The 16,845-nt window shown below is 38.0% G+C and carries 17 protein-coding genes; 5 read left to right on the top strand and 12 right to left on the bottom strand.

Going from position 1 to position 16,845, the window contains the following annotated elements:
* The first annotated feature begins 71 nt into the window (after positions 1-71).
* Positions 72-503, top strand: coding sequence for a GNAT family N-acetyltransferase (locus IGK82_RS02260; protein ID WP_016622635.1), 432 nt, complete (start codon positions 72-74; stop codon positions 501-503).
* Positions 504-590: 87 nt separating this feature from the next.
* Here the strand turns inward: IGK82_RS02260 and bph are convergent, their stop codons facing one another.
* The 5 genes from bph to pfkB form a co-directional block, all read right to left on the bottom strand.
* A complete protein-coding gene (bph, locus tag IGK82_RS02255) occupies positions 591-1,124 on the bottom strand; it encodes a biofilm phosphatase Bph (RefSeq protein ID WP_002355538.1) in 534 nt (177 codons plus the stop codon).
* A 188-nt stretch (positions 1,125-1,312) separates the two neighbouring features.
* Complete coding sequence (gene lacD / locus IGK82_RS02250; protein ID WP_002378025.1) at positions 1,313-2,290, bottom strand: tagatose-bisphosphate aldolase; 978 nt, start codon at positions 2,288-2,290, stop codon at positions 1,313-1,315.
* Positions 2,287-2,748, bottom strand: coding sequence for a fructose PTS transporter subunit IIA (locus tag IGK82_RS02245; RefSeq protein ID WP_002358680.1), 462 nt, complete (start codon positions 2,746-2,748; stop codon positions 2,287-2,289). The genes lacD and IGK82_RS02245 overlap by 4 nt, the downstream gene beginning before the upstream one ends.
* A gap of 26 nt (positions 2,749-2,774) precedes the next feature.
* Positions 2,775-4,193 (bottom strand): PTS fructose transporter subunit IIC, encoded by a 1,419-nt coding sequence (locus IGK82_RS02240; RefSeq protein WP_002355535.1) that lies wholly within the window; start codon positions 4,191-4,193, stop codon positions 2,775-2,777.
* Between the two features lie 4 nt (positions 4,194-4,197).
* Positions 4,198-5,124, bottom strand: a complete 927-nt coding sequence (gene pfkB, locus IGK82_RS02235) for a 1-phosphofructokinase (RefSeq protein ID WP_002355534.1) — start codon at positions 5,122-5,124, stop codon at positions 4,198-4,200.
* Positions 5,125-5,302: 178 nt separating this feature from the next.
* Here pfkB and IGK82_RS02230 point away from each other — a divergent pair, with 178 nt between their 5' ends.
* Positions 5,303-6,049 (top strand): MurR/RpiR family transcriptional regulator, encoded by a 747-nt coding sequence (locus IGK82_RS02230; RefSeq protein WP_002363162.1) that lies wholly within the window; start codon positions 5,303-5,305, stop codon positions 6,047-6,049.
* A gap of 59 nt (positions 6,050-6,108) precedes the next feature.
* Here the strand turns inward: IGK82_RS02230 and trmB are convergent, their stop codons facing one another.
* The 4 genes from trmB to IGK82_RS02210 form a co-directional block, all read right to left on the bottom strand.
* A complete protein-coding gene (trmB, locus tag IGK82_RS02225; protein WP_002355532.1) occupies positions 6,109-6,753 on the bottom strand; it encodes a tRNA (guanosine(46)-N7)-methyltransferase TrmB in 645 nt (214 codons plus the stop codon).
* 72 nt (positions 6,754-6,825) lie between these two features.
* Positions 6,826-7,605 (bottom strand): phosphotransferase family protein, encoded by a 780-nt coding sequence (locus IGK82_RS02220; RefSeq protein ID WP_002355531.1) that lies wholly within the window; start codon positions 7,603-7,605, stop codon positions 6,826-6,828.
* 128 nt (positions 7,606-7,733) lie between these two features.
* The gene (locus IGK82_RS02215) at positions 7,734-8,945 is read right to left on the bottom strand and encodes an ABC transporter permease (RefSeq protein WP_033591941.1); all 1,212 of its coding nucleotides are present in this window, start codon (positions 8,943-8,945) and stop codon (positions 7,734-7,736) included.
* A 1-nt stretch (position 8,946) separates the two neighbouring features.
* Positions 8,947-9,684 (bottom strand): ABC transporter ATP-binding protein, encoded by a 738-nt coding sequence (locus IGK82_RS02210; protein ID WP_002363160.1) that lies wholly within the window; start codon positions 9,682-9,684, stop codon positions 8,947-8,949.
* A gap of 215 nt (positions 9,685-9,899) precedes the next feature.
* Here IGK82_RS02210 and IGK82_RS02205 point away from each other — a divergent pair, with 215 nt between their 5' ends.
* The 3 genes from IGK82_RS02205 (at position 9,900) to IGK82_RS02195 (ending at position 11,862) form a co-directional block, all read left to right on the top strand.
* On the top strand, positions 9,900-10,325 hold the full coding sequence (locus IGK82_RS02205) for an HIT family protein (RefSeq protein ID WP_002355527.1): 426 nt from the start codon (positions 9,900-9,902) through the stop codon (positions 10,323-10,325).
* The gene (locus IGK82_RS02200) at positions 10,326-10,670 is read left to right on the top strand and encodes a YtxH domain-containing protein (protein WP_016622637.1); all 345 of its coding nucleotides are present in this window, start codon (positions 10,326-10,328) and stop codon (positions 10,668-10,670) included.
* Between the two features lie 163 nt (positions 10,671-10,833).
* A complete protein-coding gene (locus tag IGK82_RS02195) occupies positions 10,834-11,862 on the top strand; it encodes a peptidylprolyl isomerase (protein WP_016622638.1) in 1,029 nt (342 codons plus the stop codon).
* A gap of 39 nt (positions 11,863-11,901) precedes the next feature.
* Here IGK82_RS02195 and IGK82_RS02190 read toward each other — a convergent pair whose 3' ends face one another.
* Genes IGK82_RS02190 through IGK82_RS02180 form a run of 3 tightly spaced genes read right to left on the bottom strand, consistent with a single transcriptional unit; the run spans position 11,902 to position 16,786 of the window.
* Positions 11,902-12,846 carry a 3'-5' exoribonuclease YhaM family protein gene (locus IGK82_RS02190; RefSeq protein WP_002355522.1) on the bottom strand — a complete coding sequence of 315 codons (945 nt, stop codon included), beginning with the start codon at positions 12,844-12,846 and terminating at the stop codon, positions 11,902-11,904.
* Entirely contained in the window at positions 12,843-15,554 is a 2,712-nt protein-coding gene (locus tag IGK82_RS02185; RefSeq protein WP_016622639.1) for an ATP-binding protein, read from the bottom strand. Before IGK82_RS02185 ends, IGK82_RS02190 begins: the two co-directional genes overlap by 4 nt.
* Positions 15,551-16,786 (bottom strand): DNA repair exonuclease, encoded by a 1,236-nt coding sequence (locus tag IGK82_RS02180; protein WP_002355519.1) that lies wholly within the window; start codon positions 16,784-16,786, stop codon positions 15,551-15,553. The genes IGK82_RS02185 and IGK82_RS02180 overlap by 4 nt, the downstream gene beginning before the upstream one ends.
* Between the last annotated feature and the right edge of the window lie 59 nt (positions 16,787-16,845).

The following is a 16,845-nucleotide window of genomic DNA, read 5'->3' as shown; positions in this document are numbered from 1 at the left end:
AATACTTCATTGCTAGAACTTTTTCGTGGTATAATAAAATAGAAACAGATTCTGAACTTGGGGGTTTTTCTATGCATGTAGCTCAAACAAAAGATACCATGAGTGATCTTTATTTAGATGCTGTCCGGCTTCGTCAACGCGTATTCGTAGCGGAACAAGGGGTACCAGAAGAGATGGAAATCGATGAATATGAAGCACATTGTATTCACTTTGTTTTGTACACGAACCATGTAGCTGTCGCAACTTGTCGCTTGCTTCCACTAGAAAATGGCGTTATGAAATTACAACGAATGGCCGTTGAAAAAGCTTACCGTGGCGCCGACTATGGACGAGTGATTATGAAAGCGGCGGAAAATTTTGCCAAAGAACAAGGCTACCACAAGATTACTCTAGGAGCACAAGTCACCGCTGTAGGCTTCTATGAACGTTTAGGTTATCAAAAAACAGGAGCACCTTTTATGGATGCTGGCATTGAACACTACGAAATGAATAAAGAACTATAACACCAATTAAATCGGAAAATTTAGAGCTTGGAGCATTAGCCATTTTGGCTAATGCTCCAAGCTCCTTTTGTGGGCTGTTTACATCGGCTATTTTTTTGATAGCTGTTGATAACGTTGATACCAGATATCTACATACTCGGGCGAGAAGGGGCCTTTTTCGTTATTAATCCAATCCACTAAAGTCTTGACATTTTCTTTTAAAATGAAGTCAATATCTTCTGGATAATCCATTAGTTTGCTATGAAATTCATATTCATCAACGTCTAGTAAACGTTTTTCACCATCTGGAAAAACCTTGATATCTAAATCATAATCAATATACTTCAACGCTTCGTCATCTAAAACATATGGCGAAGCCAGATTGCAGTAATACGAAACCCCCTTTTCTCTAATCATTGCTATTATATTGAACCAATATTTCTTGTGAAAATAAACAATGGCTGGTTCACGAGTCACCCACCGACGTCCGTCGGATTCCGTTACTAACGTGTGATCGTTCACACCAATTAAAGAATACTCGCTCGTTTTTAGTACCATCGTATCACGCCACGTTCGATGTAAATGTCCGTCATGTTTATAACTCTGAATGGTTACAAACTCGCCTTCTTTAGGAATTCCCATAATACCCCAACTTTCCCCAAATAAAGTAAAGCAATGTTACTTTTTGGGTGTTCATACATCGATATCGAAATAATTATATCATATCTTTTGAGTTTGCGTACATTGAGTTCACTTAAAGAAGACGATTTCTGAAAAAATTTAATTCAGATGACCAATTAGTTCAAATTCAGTAAATATTTTCAGCTTAATTACTGTATTTTTTCAAAGACTGATACTGCGCTCTCTCTTAAAACCTGATTTAATTCGTCAACATTTTTTTTACCAGTTGTTTCAAGCCACGCAACGGCTGCTTCAGCACCTTGTTGAACAAATGGAAGCACGCCGTCTGCCCAAGTTGCCCGACCACATAAGACTCCATTAAACGAGGAACCTGCTTTTTTTGCAAATTTCAATGTTTCCTGAAACATCGCAGCACTAACCCCTGCACTCAAGAAAATAAATGGAAGTTGTGTTGCTTCACTTTGCATGTTGAAAAAGGCCTGCGCTTCATCTTGGCTATAAAGACTTTCAGTGCCAAAACCTTCTACAAAATTCATATTCACAGGGACTTCTACTTTTAAAACATCAACATTATAGCGATCCTTTGAAAATTCCTTCATCGCTTCAATTACTTTGTGCGGTTTTACTTTAGCGTATTCTTTTGAAGCACTATCCGAATTGTTTGCATCATAAGAGACAATTTCTAAAAAGAATGGAATTTCTTCGGCTAAACACTCTGAACCAATCCGTTCTATATAAGCTTTCTTTTGTTCATTGATTGCTTCACTTTCGTCAACATCGTAGTAAAGTAAAAATTTACACGCGTCTGCGCCCGCTTCTTTTAAACGCTTAACCGACCAAACATCAAGACTATCGGGTAACCGTCCTGGTGTCGAAGCATCGTAGCCCGTTTTTTCATACGCAAGTAACAAACCTGAAGTCTGTGCTCGATTTTCAGCAGCAGCTAGGCCATATTCTGGATCCAACAAAATTGCTGAAGTCTCTGGTGTTAAGCAACGAGATACTAATACTTTAAAGTCACTGATTTCTTGCGCAGTCACCTCTTTGTATTTTCCCATCATGCGTTTTAAGGCCCCACGTTGATCAATGGCTAGTGCGCCAATAATCCCTTGATCATCTACCAGATTTTCTAAATGTTTACGTTTTTGTTCACTAATTTTTTTCATTCTGTTCCCTCTCCTAATTGATTATTTAGTAACGTAGCAATTTCAGCTGGCGAACTTGCTTGTTTCAGTCCAGAAGTAACTTCTTCTCTTAATAGGAGGCGCGCAACGGAAGAGAGTAATTTCAAATGTGTCGTGCCAGCTTCGGCATCTGGAATAAACAGCGCAATCACAAACTCCGTTAATTGGTTGTCAAGGCTCTGCCACTCAACACCTTGGTCCAAGGTAACGATGATAATGGCCGCTTGTTGAATCGTTGCTGCTTTTGCATGAGGTATCGCAAATCCATTCATCATCCCCGTTGTTCCTTCTTGTTCTCGCTCGTTCAGTTTATCGAAAACTTCCTGTGCGTCCTGAGCAACTTCCAATTCTGTTGATTTTTTTGCTAAAAAGTGAAAAACATCCTCTTGCGTTTGTAACTGTTGATTTAAAAAAATATGATTTTCTTTAATAAAAGCCATTCCATCCACTCCTAATTCCTGTTATTTCATTTTTTTGATAACGATTGCTCTTGTTTGGCGATTCTACTTTTTTGTACAAAACCTAGCAATAAACCGCCTACCAATGAACCAGCTAAAATTGCCAGAACCCATTGAACAGCGTGAGTAACAACTGGTAAAACAAGAAAGCCTCCATGAGGTGCTGGCACTTGTACCCCAAACATATACGTTAAGACTGCCGCAATTGAAGATCCGAGCATCATAATTGGTAAAACCTTCAATGGGTCTTTTGCCGCAAACGGAATAGCGCCTTCTGTAATATGTGTGGAGCCTAAAATAAAGTTCACTAGCCCCGCATTGCGTTCATTTGTGTCAAAGTATTTTCCAAAGAATAATGTAGCAAAGCCTGTAATTAAAGGTGGCGCTATGCAGGCAGCAGAAACTCCTGCCATAAAAGAAGTATTTCCTTGAGCTAAGAGTGCCGTCCCAGTAACATAGGCCGCTTTATTAACTGGACCTCCCATATCAAAGGCACACATACAACCCACAATAATTCCTAAAACCAACGGACTGGAGTTTTGGAAACTAGCTAAAAAGCTCATCATTCCTTCGTTAACAGCTTTCATCGGATCTGCTAATAAAGACATAGTGATACCAATAACTGCAACGCCAATGACTGGATAAAGGAAAATTGCTTTTAAACCATCTAATGATTTAGGCAAACCTTTAAATACTCTTTGTAATAAAAGAATGAAATACCCAGCAAGGAAACCAGATAATATCCCTCCTAAAAAGCCAGTACCACCAGTGTTAGCAATCAAACCACCGACAAAGCCCACAACCAAACCAGGTCGTTTGGCGATCCCCTCTGCGATATACGCAGATAAGATTGGCACCATCATGCCCATTGAGGCATCACCAATACTTTTTAACATAGCAGCGGTAGCATTATACTGACTACTTTCTGGATCAAATGAATAAATGCCCCAAATAGCAAAAGAAAGAGCAATTAAAACGCCGCCTGCTACTACAAACGGCAACATGTGAGAGACGCCATTCATTAAGTTTTTATAAATACTATGTCCAACATTTCCTGAAGAAATTTGTGTCTCCTGTTCAAGTTCGTCCACTGCTTGGTTTTCGGCTGCAATCGATCCTTTGCCTGCGAGTGCTTCTTCAATTAAGCGATCTGCTTCTTTAATCCCCACACTGACAGGGACATCAATGATTCGTTTCCCAGCAAAACGTTCTGCTTGAACGTCTTTGTCGGCGGCAATAATGACTGCCTCCGCTCCTTGGATTTCTGCAGGTGTTAACTCATTTTCTATGCCAATCTGACCATGTGTTTCAACCTTAATCGTAATACCTTTACGTTTCGCCGCTTGTTCCAATGCCTCCTGTGCCATATACGTGTGCGCTATTCCCGTCGGACAACCTGTAGCAGCTATTAATTGATACGTAGCCATCTGTTTATTCCTCCTCTTGAATCTTTATTTGTTGCTCTAACTCCTGAACATCTGAAAAATCTGTCAATCCTTTGCGAAATGCTGTTGAACTACCTGCTGCAATACTTCTTTTTAAATTTTTTTCCAATGAAAGTCCTTGATGCCAGCCAGCTAAAAAGGTACCTAACATTGCATCCCCTGAACAAGCTGTATTCACAACCATTCCAGTTGGTGAATTACCTGAAAGAACCTTTTCATTATTCATAAATAAAGCCCCTTCACTACCTAAAGAAAGTAAAATATTTTTGGCTCCCCGCTTCAGTAATTCTTGTCCGTAAAAAATGTAATCGTCCTTAGTCTGCACTTCTGTATGAAACCACTCTTGAAGTTCTTCTTCATTTGGTTTCAATAAAAATGGTTGATAAGGCAAACAATCTAAAATTTCTTCATAACTACTGTCTAAGATTAAGAACACCTGTTTTTCAAAACAAATTCGGCTAATTTCAATCAAAATACTTGGCGAAACCCCTTGTGGTAAACTTCCTGATACGCACAAATAATCCCCTTTACGTAACTCTGAAATTTTTTTCAAAAAACGTTGTACATGTTCTTCAGATAATTTTGGTCCCTTATTGACTAATTTGTATTCCTTTTGATCTTGGGTAACTTTTGTAAACACATTAATTCTCGTTGTACCAGCGACTTCGATAAAATCAGTGGTTATTTCTTTTTCTTTTAAATAGTCCTCGACATAGTTCCCAGTGAAACCAGCTTTGACTCCCAAAGCGGTATTATCAATCCCTAACATCTTTAAAATTAGGGAAACATTGACTCCTTTCCCGTTTGCTTGAATATCATCTTCCTTCGTGCGATTCACGACAAAAGGAACTAGCTCTTCTGTTTCGATAAATAAATCAATGGCTAAATTTAATGTACATGTATAAATAGTCACTGTAGTTCCTCCTTTCTCCTCTTTATTATGTCTCAAAATACCATGTAAATGTTTTCATTCTTTCGCAAAAATATAGAAAACATTTACAATTTCATAATTTCTCTAGCTTTTTTATTTTTTTTCATTAAAAATAGGCTTATAAATGTTTTTTTAGTGAAAGAAAGAAGGGCTGGCCATTATGGAACAAAAATTGAGTGAGTCAGAGCAATATCTCTGGCATTTTATCGAAACACATATTTTAGAAATCCCTGATTATTCCATTGTAAAATTAAGCGAACGAGCCAACGTATCAACTGCGACGATTGTAAGAACCATGAAAAAGAAAGGCTATGAAGGTTTCACATCCTTCAAGCATCACTTGAAAGATAAAGAAAACCAAAATATAAATTTTTCAGCATTAGAAAAAGTAGACCGAGGAATTCGGACGGCCATTTTAAAGAATGAAGAAGAAGTAACTCGCACGATTAACATGATTGAAATTGGTAATATCGAAGATGCGATCCAAAAAATCAAGGCTTCTCGACGGATTATTATCTTTGCTAGAGGTTTTTCAGAATTAATTGCTCAGGAAATGATGGTTAAGTTTCAATTGGCTGGCAAATACTGTGAACTGCATACGGACCCAGAAATTATTAAAAATATTAGTAAAAAGTTATCAAAAAAAGATGTGGCTCTTTTTGTTTCTTTAAACGGAGAAACCCAAGAATTAGTTGTCGCTGGTAAAAACTGTTACGACTCAGAAATTGGGACTATCCTTTTAACTGCAAGCAAACACTCTAGTTTAATGAAATATATTGAAATTCCGTTCGTAGGCTTCAAATCAGAAGGCTCCTTTTTCCCCGATTATGAAGTGCGTTCACGGTTACCACTATCCATTCTGGCAAGAATTTTATTGGACGCTTATGCTTTAAGAACGACAACTTAGGCTTTCTTAAATAATAAAAAACAAGCATTCCTTCACTTAAAATAAAGGAATGCTTGTTTTTATTTTGCAACAAAACGTGCTTCTACTCGATAAATTCGTTGACCACGACTAGAAAATTTTTCTTCGTATTCTGTCATAATGTTGCCTTCAAACTCGCTATTATGCAAATCTAGCCACACACGTTCAATAATCATGCCATATTTAGAAAAGCTACTTAATGAGTATTCGAAGAGCCCTTGATTATCCGTTTTAAAATGAATTTCTCCATTTGGTTTTAAGATAATTTCATCTGTCGCTAAAAAGTTTTTATACGTTAAACGACGTTTTTCATGTTTTTTCTTTGGCCAAGGATCTGAAAAATTTAAATAGATTAAATCTACTTCATTTTCAGCAAAATATTCTGTTAATGCTTCGCCGTCTACTCGCAATAACTGTAGATTAGGTAACGGCTCGGCCACTAGCTTATCTAATGCAATCGATAAAATACTTAATTGCATATCGATACCAATATAATTAATTTCAGGATGTGCTTTAGCCATTTCATAAATAAAACGACCTTTACCTGAACCAATTTCAATGTGGATGGGATGATTATTGCCAAAACGTTCTTGCCATTTCCCTTGCCATTTTTCAGGACCTTCTACCACATATTGTGGATATTTTGCCATATATTCTGCTGCTCCGGGTCTATTTCTTACACGCATCTTTAAAATTCCTTTCTTTTAAAAACAGACTGGTGAAATTCGCCAGCCTGTGTGGATGTTAAATGAATTAGTTTAACTACTAAACATTCGTTTTAATTGTAAAATTTCTGCAGTCATTGCTCTTCTTTCGCCCTCTTGGTGATGACGAACAATCTCTTGTAAAAAGCTAAATAAACCATACCAATAAATTCGTTGAACCGTACTTTCATTCGGGATTAAACCATAAGATAGTAACCATTGATTCCAGCCGGAACGAGGGACATAATGACTCAAAATCATTCCTAAATCTACCGCTGGGTCCGCGACCATCACAGAATCCCAATCTACTAAATAGAGATAATTATTCGAGACTAACCAATTCCGATGATTCACATCGCCGTGGACAGCTACATAACTAGTCTCTGGATATTCTGGTAAATGATTATATAAATAAGTGATTACTTCTTTTAAATAACTGTTTCGTTTTAATTCTTTAGGTAGTTGACGCTTATACTCTTTCAACATTGTTAGCGGGGTACAAACTTCGCCACCAATTTTTTTCAACATGTCTTTCAGCAAATTGGAATGATGCAATTGGTATAACACGTCAATCACGTCATTGCGTTTGCCAATTTCGTCCGCATGTAACAAACGTCCTTCCAGCCATTCTTGGGCTGTTAGTACGTCGCCATTCGCTGTCCGCTTTGTCCAAATCATCTTCGGGGCTAACCCTTCTTTAGACAATGCTGCAAGAAGTGGAGAAGTGTTTCGTTTAATGAACACTTTCTCTGTTTCTTTTATTCCCATGTATGTTTGACCAGTTGCGCCCTTTATCGGCTGCAGACGCCAGTCTTTATCCAACTGAAATTCCATGGAAATTATCTCCTATCTCAACACAATTTTATTGCAATTTTTACAGCAATTACCATTTTAGTCGCCAAACCTTGCTTCGTCAAGCTTCTATGTGGTTCTTTTGTAAATTTTGCTGGGTTTTCTCATCTTTATAACTTATTCAAGCGCATTGGAACATACATTTTAGTGAAAATCACAACTTCTACAATTAAAGCACCCAGAATGATCAAGCTATTTTGCAAACTGCCTAAACGAAGGCAGACAATCCCACCAAAAATAATGGCCGCAACAGATAATGCGCCGCTAATTAACCGGCGAATCGCTGCTTGTTTTTTTTCTATTGAAATTGGATATAACTGTGTCATCACCATATAATCAAATTGCGTGTACATGGGAATCAACTGGAACCCGATTAAATAGACAAACAATAAAGCAACTACCAACGCAATCCAGAATTCTTGTAAAAAGAAGAGTAGCACGCCACCAACCAAAATCAAACGAAACAATAAGCCACTATATTCGCTACCTCGTAAAAAGCTCCGAATGAATAAGTAAGCATACGTGTTCTCAGATGTTTTTTTGACTACTCCGAGGAGAGGATCTAAGTATTTACGGCGTTTCACTGTACTACTCACTTCAGGAATATCTGTAAATAGCTGAATGAATTTATAAATTCTATGCATTCTGTTTTGTTCTTTTTGGATCATTTTTTCCCAATCCAAGAAACTCTGTTTCATCTTATTTTGCCAAATACTCGATAAACCAACGGCCAGAATGATGCCACCAATCACACCAACCCAAGGCGTCCAGTAAATAGCTCCCGTCATAATCAAGAGACTACTGATCAACCAAACAAACCACCAACTACGGTAAGTGGTTGACGAAAGATGATAGAGCCCATAGCTTTGTAAACTAAGATGTGTATAAATCATACAAACTAGCATGATCAAAAATAAAAAGAAGGTTTGAAACGACCAACCTGTTGTGACTACAATCAACGGCATCAATAGGCCACTTCCTAGAAAGCTGACCACAATCGGTAAAAGTAAAGAGTAGCGCAGCGCTCGTTTCAGATAAGCAGCGAATTGTTTTTCTTTTGGTAATAAAAAAACCTTGTCCGGCTCTTCTGTCAAAGTAGCCAACTTACCAACTTGAATGAGTAGCAGCCAGCCCAACAGAATTAACGGTCTGCCCCAAACAAAATCACGAGGTAATTCTTTTAACAACTGGGAATAGTACAGACCTAATCCGCCTAATAAAAACATACAGACTAAAACAAAATGATCATTTAAAATATAGCGCAAGTACTTGGACATTTTTTTGAAATGCCGTGACAAACGTTGACTAAAAAATTCGCCCATGTTACCCCACCTTTTCTTCCTTCGTCAAGGCAAGATAAATATCATCTAAAGAAGACTCTGGTAAATTAAATTCTGCACGTAATTCAGCCATTGTACCGTTTGCCCGTAATTTCCCTTCGTGTAGCACCACAAAACGATCACAATATTTTTCAGCTGTTGCTAAAATATGCGTGGACATTAAAATCGCTGCCCCTTGCTTACGCATCGTATCCATTAATTCTAATAAAGCATGAATTGCTAAAGGATCTAAGCCTAGAAAAGGTTCATCAATAATATATAAACTCGGTTCAATTAAGAATGCACAAAGTACCATAACTTTTTGTTTCATGCCTTTTGAAAAATTAGCAGGAAACCATTCCAATTTATTGTCTAAACGGAACGTTTTTAGTAATGGTTCTGCTCGTTTGAACGCTTCTTCTAATGGAATATCATAAGCCAAGGCCGTTACTTCGATATGCTCTTTCAATGTTAATTCTTCATATAAAGAAGGTGTTTCCGGAATATACCCGATTTTTTTACGATATTCTTCAGGGGCTTGTTGCAATGTTTCCCCGTCAATCATAATTTTGCCTTTTTGCGGCGTAAGTAACCCAATAATATTTTTGATGGTGGTACTTTTCCCCGCACCATTCAAGCCAATTAAACCAACCATTTCACCAGACTTGACGTCAAAATTAATATCTTTTAAGACAGGAATATGGCCGTAACCTCCTGTTAAATGTTCAATTGTTAAGCTCATTTCTTTTGCCTCCAACCTATTCTCTCTACCATTATTAAACCCTAAGCGAACCAAGAATTCAAAAATTACTCCCTTAATTAAATGGATTTTTTTCTTTCTCTTATTATACACGAAATGAAACGAACTTTTTAGCGAACTCACGTACTTTTTCATCCACAGAGAAATCAACTTGTGGTAAAGTAAAGGAAAGAACCTAGAGAAAAGAGGAATTTTTCATGAATGATTGTATTTTTTGTAAAATTATCAACGGCGAAATCCCAAGTTATAAAGTCTATGAAGACGAGAAAGTCTACGCGTTTTTAGACATTACACAAGTGACCAAAGGGCATACCTTAATGATTCCAAAACAACACGTTGCTGATATTTTTGAATATAATGACGTTTTAGCAAGCGACGTCTTTGCTCGTATTCCTAAAGTAGCACGAGCATTAGAAAAAGCTTTTCCAGAAATGGAAGGATTAAACATTTTAAATAACAATAAGGAAGTGGCTTATCAATCCGTTTTCCATTCCCACGTTCATTTGATTCCCCGTTATTCAAAAGAAGATGATTTCTCTATTCATTTTGGCAACCATCAAGAGGACTATTCCGCCGAAGCGATGCAAGAAATTGCTGAGACCATTGCAAAGCAGGTGAACTAAATGAAAAAATTTATTAAAGGTCTCTTTTTTGGTGCAGCTGCTGGTACCATTGGCGGCTTGTTGGCTGCTCCAAGAAGCGGGAAAGAAACACGCCAACATTTAATCAATGAGCTAGAGGACTATCGTTCACTGAAAAATCAAGTCACGAATGACTGGGATCAGGTGCAACGAAATTTGGCAGTTGTCGAAGAAAACGTTCCACTGGCAACTGAATTTTCAAAAGACCTGCAACAAGAAATCACTGATTTCAAATTCCAAGCGGAACCTCGGATTGCTCAAATTAAAGAACAAATTGCCAAAATCACGGCTGAATTACCTAACACACAAACCAACAAGCAAAAGTAAAGTCTTTTATGTTAATTATTTCTTTTGTTATTAAAAAAATAAAAAGTGTGACGTAAATACGAATTTTGTTTGAAACTATGCCTGAGACTCTTTCTTTTTCAAAATAAGGTATGGTATAGTTATAACAGAAATAAAACTAAAAAAAACAGGAGTGCATAAGAGAATGAAGAAAAAACTAATCTTAGCTGCAGCGGGCGCAATGGCCGTTTTTAGTTTAGCAGCGTGTTCAAGCGGTTCAAAAGATATCGCAACAATGAAAGGTTCAACAATTACTGTTGATGATTTTTATAACCAAATTAAAGAACAAAGCACTAGCCAACAAGCGTTTAGCCAAATGGTTATTTATAAAGTCTTTGAAGAAAAATATGGCGACAAAGTAACTGACAAAGATATTCAAAAAAACTTTGACGAAGCCAAAGAACAAGTAGAAGCACAAGGTGGAAAGTTCTCTGATGCATTAAAACAAGCTGGTTTAACTGAAAAAACATTCAAGAAACAGTTAAAACAAAGAGCAGCCTATGATGCAGGTCTAAAAGCCCACTTAAAAATTACAGATGAAGACTTAAAAACAGCTTGGGCAAGTTTCCATCCAGAAGTAGAAGCACAAATTATCCAAGTTGCTTCAGAAGATGATGCCAAAGCTGTCAAGAAAGAAATCACTGACGGCGGCGATTTCACAAAAATTGCTAAAGAAAAATCAACAGATACTGCTACGAAAAAAGATGGCGGTAAAATTAAATTTGATTCACAAGCAACAACTGTTCCTGCCGAAGTTAAAGAAGCTGCCTTCAAATTAAAAGATGGCGAAGTGTCAGAACCAATTGCTGCAACAAATATGCAAACCTACCAAACAACCTACTATGTAGTGAAAATGACGAAAAACAAAGCAAAAGGCAATGACATGAAACCTTATGAAAAAGAGATCAAGAAAATTGCTGAAGAAACAAAATTAGCCGATCAAACATTTGTTTCGAAAGTCATTAGTGACGAATTAAAAGCGGCCAATGTGAAAATTAAAGATGATGCCTTCAAGAACGCTTTAGCAGGCTACATGCAAACTGAATCTTCAAGCGCTTCTTCAGAGAAAAAAGAATCAAAATCAAGTGATTCTAAAGCAAGCGATACCAAAACAAGCGACTCTGAAAAAGCAACAGATTCTTCAAGCAAAACAACAGAATCTTCTTCTAAATAAGCATAAAAAAGAGAGTGGTCGATTGACCACTCCCTTTTTTTATTTATCTTTTGGAACATAGAAACTGCGGTTATCTAAACCAAAGATTCGTTCCGTATACTCCCCAGGCTGTGTTTGACGAATGGCCCCTAGCATCATTTGAATGGACGCATCCATGGTATCAATTTGATGTAAGATTTCCGCTTCCATAATTCTTGGTCGCACAGGTGAGCCATATTCCAACAATCCATGGTGGGCTAAGACCATGTGCCGAAGAACGACAACGTCTTCTTCTCGATCATCAATTTTCAAAGCCAAACACGCCTTGGTAATTTCCTCATCCACCAAAACTAAATGACCAATTAAGTTCCCTGCCACCGTATATTCTGTCGTAATAGCACCAGATAGTTCTAAAACTTTTCCTAAGTCATGTAAAATAATCCCCGCGTATAATAGTGACGTGTTAATTTCAGGATATTCCTTAGCAATTGCTTTGCCTAGGCGCAACATTGAGACAGTGTGGTAAGCTAAGCCATTCGCAAAAGCATGATGGTTCCGTTTGGCTGCAGGAAATTCATAAAATTCTTGTTGGTATTTCGTCATGAGATAGCGCACAATACGATTCCAATGAGCATTGGTAATTTCAAAAATCACTTGATTGATTTCCTCAACCATCTCTTCTTTTTTCAAAGGCGCTCGTTCCATATATAAACTTGGCTGGCTTGGTTCCTCTGCTGTCGCTAAACGCATGTGTAAAATTTTTACTTGGGGTTTATTTTGATAAACTTCTCGTTTCCCATTCAGTAAAACAACGTTCCCCGCAGTAAATCGTGTAATTTCATCCTCAGAGGCGTCCCAATATTTTCCGTCAATCGTACCAGATGTATCTTGAAAGGTAAAGGCAATAAACTTTTTCCCATTTTTAGCTACACGTACATCGGCATTTTTAATTAGAACAAATGATTCAAAAAGTTCTTCTACTGTTAATTCACGTAATTTTTTCACTTGACGCTTCCTCCTTCTAACGCAATTACTCTTTGTTGTAAGTCCTGATAATAGCTTACCATTTCTTGGTCAGAAGAAAAACAAATGACTTGCTGCTTTTGACCAAATTTAGTAAATAATTCAGCTAATTGGGCTTTTCTTTGATGATCATAGTGTAACCAGCCATCATCAATGATAATTGGACAAATCAGTTGCTCGCCTTGGACTGCTAAAAAGGCAAAACGAACAGCCATCATCAATTGATCTTTAGTGCCAGTTGATAATTCATGTAAATAAAACATTTCTTGTTCTTTCGTCACCGCAACTAGTTGACCTTCGGCTACTTGGATTGATTGATAACGCTGGCTTGTTAAAAGTGCAAAGTAGCTTGATGCATACTGTAATAAGCTGGGCAATTGTTGTTCCGAAAGCTCTGTTAATAGGTCCATTAACAGTTGCCCCGCCAGTTGATACCCAGACCAACGTTGAGCTAATTCTTTGATTTCCGCTTTTAAAATTGCTTGTCGTTGATACAACTCATCTAAGGTACCATCCGTCATTAATTGTTGTTTTTCATAAATCAGCGCTTGATACTGTTCTTGTATTTTATTTAACTGACTTTCTTCCAGTGCTTGTTGCTGCGCCAGTTGTAAAGAACGGGCTTTTAACGTTGCTTCTGTTACCGCTTCTGGAAACAGATTGCCTAATTGTGTCGCTAATTCTTGCCCACGACCAACTTGAGCTTGCTGAGTGGTCAGCTGTTGAATCCTACTTGGAACATCAGCGATTGATAGAATCCGATAACGAATTAGTAAAGGCTGAATTCGTGTTAATGCTTCTTGCTGTTTAGTTTTCAACTCTCGTAACTGCTGTTTGAGATAGCCATCTGCTTGATACTCTTGAGCAAAGCGAACCTTCTCCATTTCTTCAGCAAATCCTTCTAAAAAGTGTAACTTTTCGGAAAGGCTCTTTCCTTGCAAGGGTAAATGCGTCATCAATGGGAAGATTTGTTCTTCAAATACTTGGCGTTTTTGTTGATTTTCCTTCAATTGACTCATGAGTTCTTCATTTGTTTGAACAAGCAATAAATAGCGCGTAATCAATTCCCGCTGATTCATTAAAGTATCAATTTGTTGCATTTTTCCTAATTGATGGACTTGGGCTTGCTCCGCTACTGCTTGTTCAAGTTGTTCCACTTGCAGTTGTACCTCACGTTCTTGATTCAGCGCTTGTTGGAACTGTTCATTTAAATAATCTAGTTGCGAAAGTTTTGTCTGCCACTCTTCTTTCACTTCATCAGAGGAAGCTTCTTTTCTAGTAGCGTAGCTAAGCACTTCTTTCGCGATAAAACTAACTCCCACGAGAACTAGGCCCCATTTTAAAGGGCTTGGCAAAAAGAAACCGAGTAATGCAAGGATACTTCCTAGCAATAACCAAAGTGGTTGACTTGTTTTCTGCGCTTTTTGGGCACGCGTCGCTTCACCAAAAAATGCGGCATGCGCTTTTTCAAAATCCGTTAACTGGTCTTCCAGATTTTCAATTTGAGAAGCCAAGAATGCTTTCTGTTCTTGTCCTTTTTGAAGAGCTTGCGTATACGCAACTTGTTGTTGGCGCCACTTTTGAACGGTTTCGTTGTCATAAAAAAGCTGTGGTGGTCGTTCAGGCGACCATGACCATTCGTTCTCTAAAAGGACCATTTCTTGACGATTTTGCTCAAAGGTTTGGGTCATCCATTCCGATTCCGTCATCAATTGTTGCATATCATAGCGTTGATTCAACAATTGTTGAATCAATGCTTCTTGTTCTAGGTAAAAAGCATACCCTTCTGGAACATCGAGCGCTTCTGACTGAAGAGATAACTCTTTGGTCAAACGTTGTCGTTCTTTGTCTAGGTACATATATTCTTGAAAGGTTTCTTCTAATTGAACTTGGTCTTCTTTTACTAAAACAACGTTCTCTGTTTCTTCAGGTAGCGACTGCCATTCTTCGTACAAGGGAAAGTGACGTTGCTGTTCCGCAACCTGTAACAAGTCCTGTTGCGTTTCTTTTAATTGCTGTTGCAGTGTCACTCGCTGTTGTTCTGTTTCGCGAATCGTTTCTTCTAATTTTTGAAAAGTTTGTTGCTGCGCTTCTTTCTCTTGAATTTGCTCTTTTAGTTCTTGATAAGCCGCCAACTTCTGATTGAGTAATGGCTGCTGTCCTTTACCTTTAAAGATTTTTTGTGCTTCTTTAAAGTACGCATTTCGGTAAGTCAAAAGTTGTTGACTACCAGAAACACCAATGGCTAACAAGGATGTTTGCAGTTCCTCTTCTGTCAACTTGTCACTCGTAATTAATTGTTCTTGTTGGAAAGTAAAAACCTCTTGAAATAACTTTTTCGTTAGCGGATGTAACATTTGCTGTAAGGTTTTTTCATCTCCCATTTGTTGTTGATAATAAATGATTGCTTGCCCTTTATTTTTTTCTTTAAAACGCTCGACTTGAACTTCCCCAAACACAGGATGTGCCAACCACAAACGACCACCATACGAGCCACCATTTTTAGGTGCGTAATCGCGTTTTCTTTTGCCCTTTGTGGGAAAACCAAACAGCATTGCTTGAATGAATTGATACAATGTGGACTTGCCAACTTCATTTGCGCCGTACAGCAATTGATTACCAGATTCAAATGTAATTTTCTGTTGTTGCCATTTTCCAAAGCCCACAATCTCTACTGCGAGTAATTTCATAGTGGGTCCTCCTGAATAGTAAAGTCTTCATTAATTTGCTCATGTGCTAGGCGCAAGCTCTCTAATCGCCACTGCTCATCCATTGAAAAAATTCCAGCAAATTCTGGATAACGTAACAATTCCTTGGTGGTATCTTCAAAAATAACTGGATCTAAGTATGTTTTTTCTAATGCCGTTAATAAGTTGGGACTAGCGGCTAAATAGATCGGTTCTTTCGTTGGTTCCTCTGCTTGCAATATTAGGCGATAAACAAAAAAATCACCTTGCGTTTTTTGTAAAAGCTGCTGCTGTAAGTAGCTTAATAGTTCACCATTGACAATGGCTTGCACCACGGTCACATCCAAATGTTGCGTTTCTTTCAGTGTCAACGCCATCAATTGCTGTTGCTGATGCGCATGCCACTTCGTCAGCAAACTGGTTTCAAGATAAGACAAAACGCTTTGGGTGTCACGGCATTGCGCCAGAGATACTTCTTCATTCGTCCAATCTATTTCTGCGACTTTTTCAAATTGAACAGTCGCTTGATTTTGGGAAAGTGTGACCACTGCAACCCCTTGTAAAGACTGTTCTTTTTTCGTGTGTCCTTGAGGTGTTCCAGGATAAACAATTAGCGGTTGTTCACTAACAATTTGCGGCTGATGAATGTGGCCCAATGCCCAATAATTATAGCCAGTGGCTTTTAAATCCTTCCATGTAAACGGAGCATAATTTTGTTGCGCTTTCCGACTGGTGTCTCCATGATAAATCCCAATATGAATATCAGATTCTGCTTGTTTGATAGGAAATTCTAGTGCTTTATTTTCATCAATCCAGGGATGCTCATAACTAAACCCTGAAACAGCCACTTGTTCGCCCGCTTTCGTTTCAAAATACAGTGTCTCAACCATTTCTTTTTCAAATAAAAAGACATTGTCCGGAAAAGAAAACCAATAGCGGTCTTTTTTATAGTAATCATGATTCCCAAATGTTAGAATCACAGGGATTTCTGCTTGTTTCAACTGTTCTAATGCAGCCATCAATTGGGCTTGCATTGAAATAGAGGTCTGACTTTGATGAAACGTATCTCCTGCAAAAATAACCAAGTCCACCGCTTCTCGAATGGCAACTGTTACGATATTCATCAACAATTGTTGATTAGCTTCTCTTAAGCGCTTCGCTAAGGCTGTCGGGATCCCAGTTAACCCTTCAAAAGACCGATCCATGTGTAAATCAGCTGTATGCAATAGTTTCATCGTTTCCCCTCCTTTTTTCCTCCCTTTATCATATCATTTTCTGCCAGCTTGGTCAGTAA

It is taken from the genome of Enterococcus sp. AZ197 (assembly GCF_050556405.1).
Classification (GTDB): domain Bacteria; phylum Bacillota; class Bacilli; order Lactobacillales; family Enterococcaceae; genus Enterococcus; species Enterococcus faecalis.
The sequence above is the reverse complement of the archived record's forward strand: the minus strand, read 5'-3'. Positions and strand labels throughout refer to the sequence as shown.

Excerpts from the sequence above, each read along its gene's own strand:
- IGK82_RS02240 (WP_002355535.1), bottom strand. The coding sequence starts at position 4,193 with ATGGCTACGTATCAATTAATAGCTGCTACAGGTTGTCCGACGGGAATA.
- IGK82_RS02220 (WP_002355531.1), bottom strand. The coding sequence starts at position 7,605 with ATGGAATTTCAGTTGGATAAAGACTGGCGTCTGCAGCCGATAAAGGGC.
- IGK82_RS02230 (WP_002363162.1), top strand. The coding sequence starts at position 5,303 with ATGGAACAAAAATTGAGTGAGTCAGAGCAATATCTCTGGCATTTTATC.
- lacD (WP_002378025.1), bottom strand. The coding sequence starts at position 2,290 with ATGAAAAAAATTAGTGAACAAAAACGTAAACATTTAGAAAATCTGGTA.
- IGK82_RS02205 (WP_002355527.1), top strand. The coding sequence starts at position 9,900 with ATGAATGATTGTATTTTTTGTAAAATTATCAACGGCGAAATCCCAAGT.
- IGK82_RS02185 (WP_016622639.1), bottom strand. The coding sequence starts at position 15,554 with ATGAAATTACTCGCAGTAGAGATTGTGGGCTTTGGAAAATGGCAACAA.
- IGK82_RS02215 (WP_033591941.1), bottom strand. The coding sequence starts at position 8,945 with ATGGGCGAATTTTTTAGTCAACGTTTGTCACGGCATTTCAAAAAAATG.
- IGK82_RS02245 (WP_002358680.1), bottom strand. The coding sequence starts at position 2,748 with ATGGCTTTTATTAAAGAAAATCATATTTTTTTAAATCAACAGTTACAA.
- IGK82_RS02260 (WP_016622635.1), top strand. The coding sequence starts at position 72 with ATGCATGTAGCTCAAACAAAAGATACCATGAGTGATCTTTATTTAGAT.
- IGK82_RS02200 (WP_016622637.1), top strand. The coding sequence starts at position 10,326 with ATGAAAAAATTTATTAAAGGTCTCTTTTTTGGTGCAGCTGCTGGTACC.
- IGK82_RS02210 (WP_002363160.1), bottom strand. The coding sequence starts at position 9,684 with ATGAGCTTAACAATTGAACATTTAACAGGAGGTTACGGCCATATTCCT.
- IGK82_RS02180 (WP_002355519.1), bottom strand. The coding sequence starts at position 16,786 with ATGAAACTATTGCATACAGCTGATTTACACATGGATCGGTCTTTTGAA.
- IGK82_RS02195 (WP_016622638.1), top strand. The coding sequence starts at position 10,834 with ATGAAGAAAAAACTAATCTTAGCTGCAGCGGGCGCAATGGCCGTTTTT.
- bph (WP_002355538.1), bottom strand. The coding sequence starts at position 1,124 with ATGGGAATTCCTAAAGAAGGCGAGTTTGTAACCATTCAGAGTTATAAA.
- trmB (WP_002355532.1), bottom strand. The coding sequence starts at position 6,753 with ATGCGTGTAAGAAATAGACCCGGAGCAGCAGAATATATGGCAAAATAT.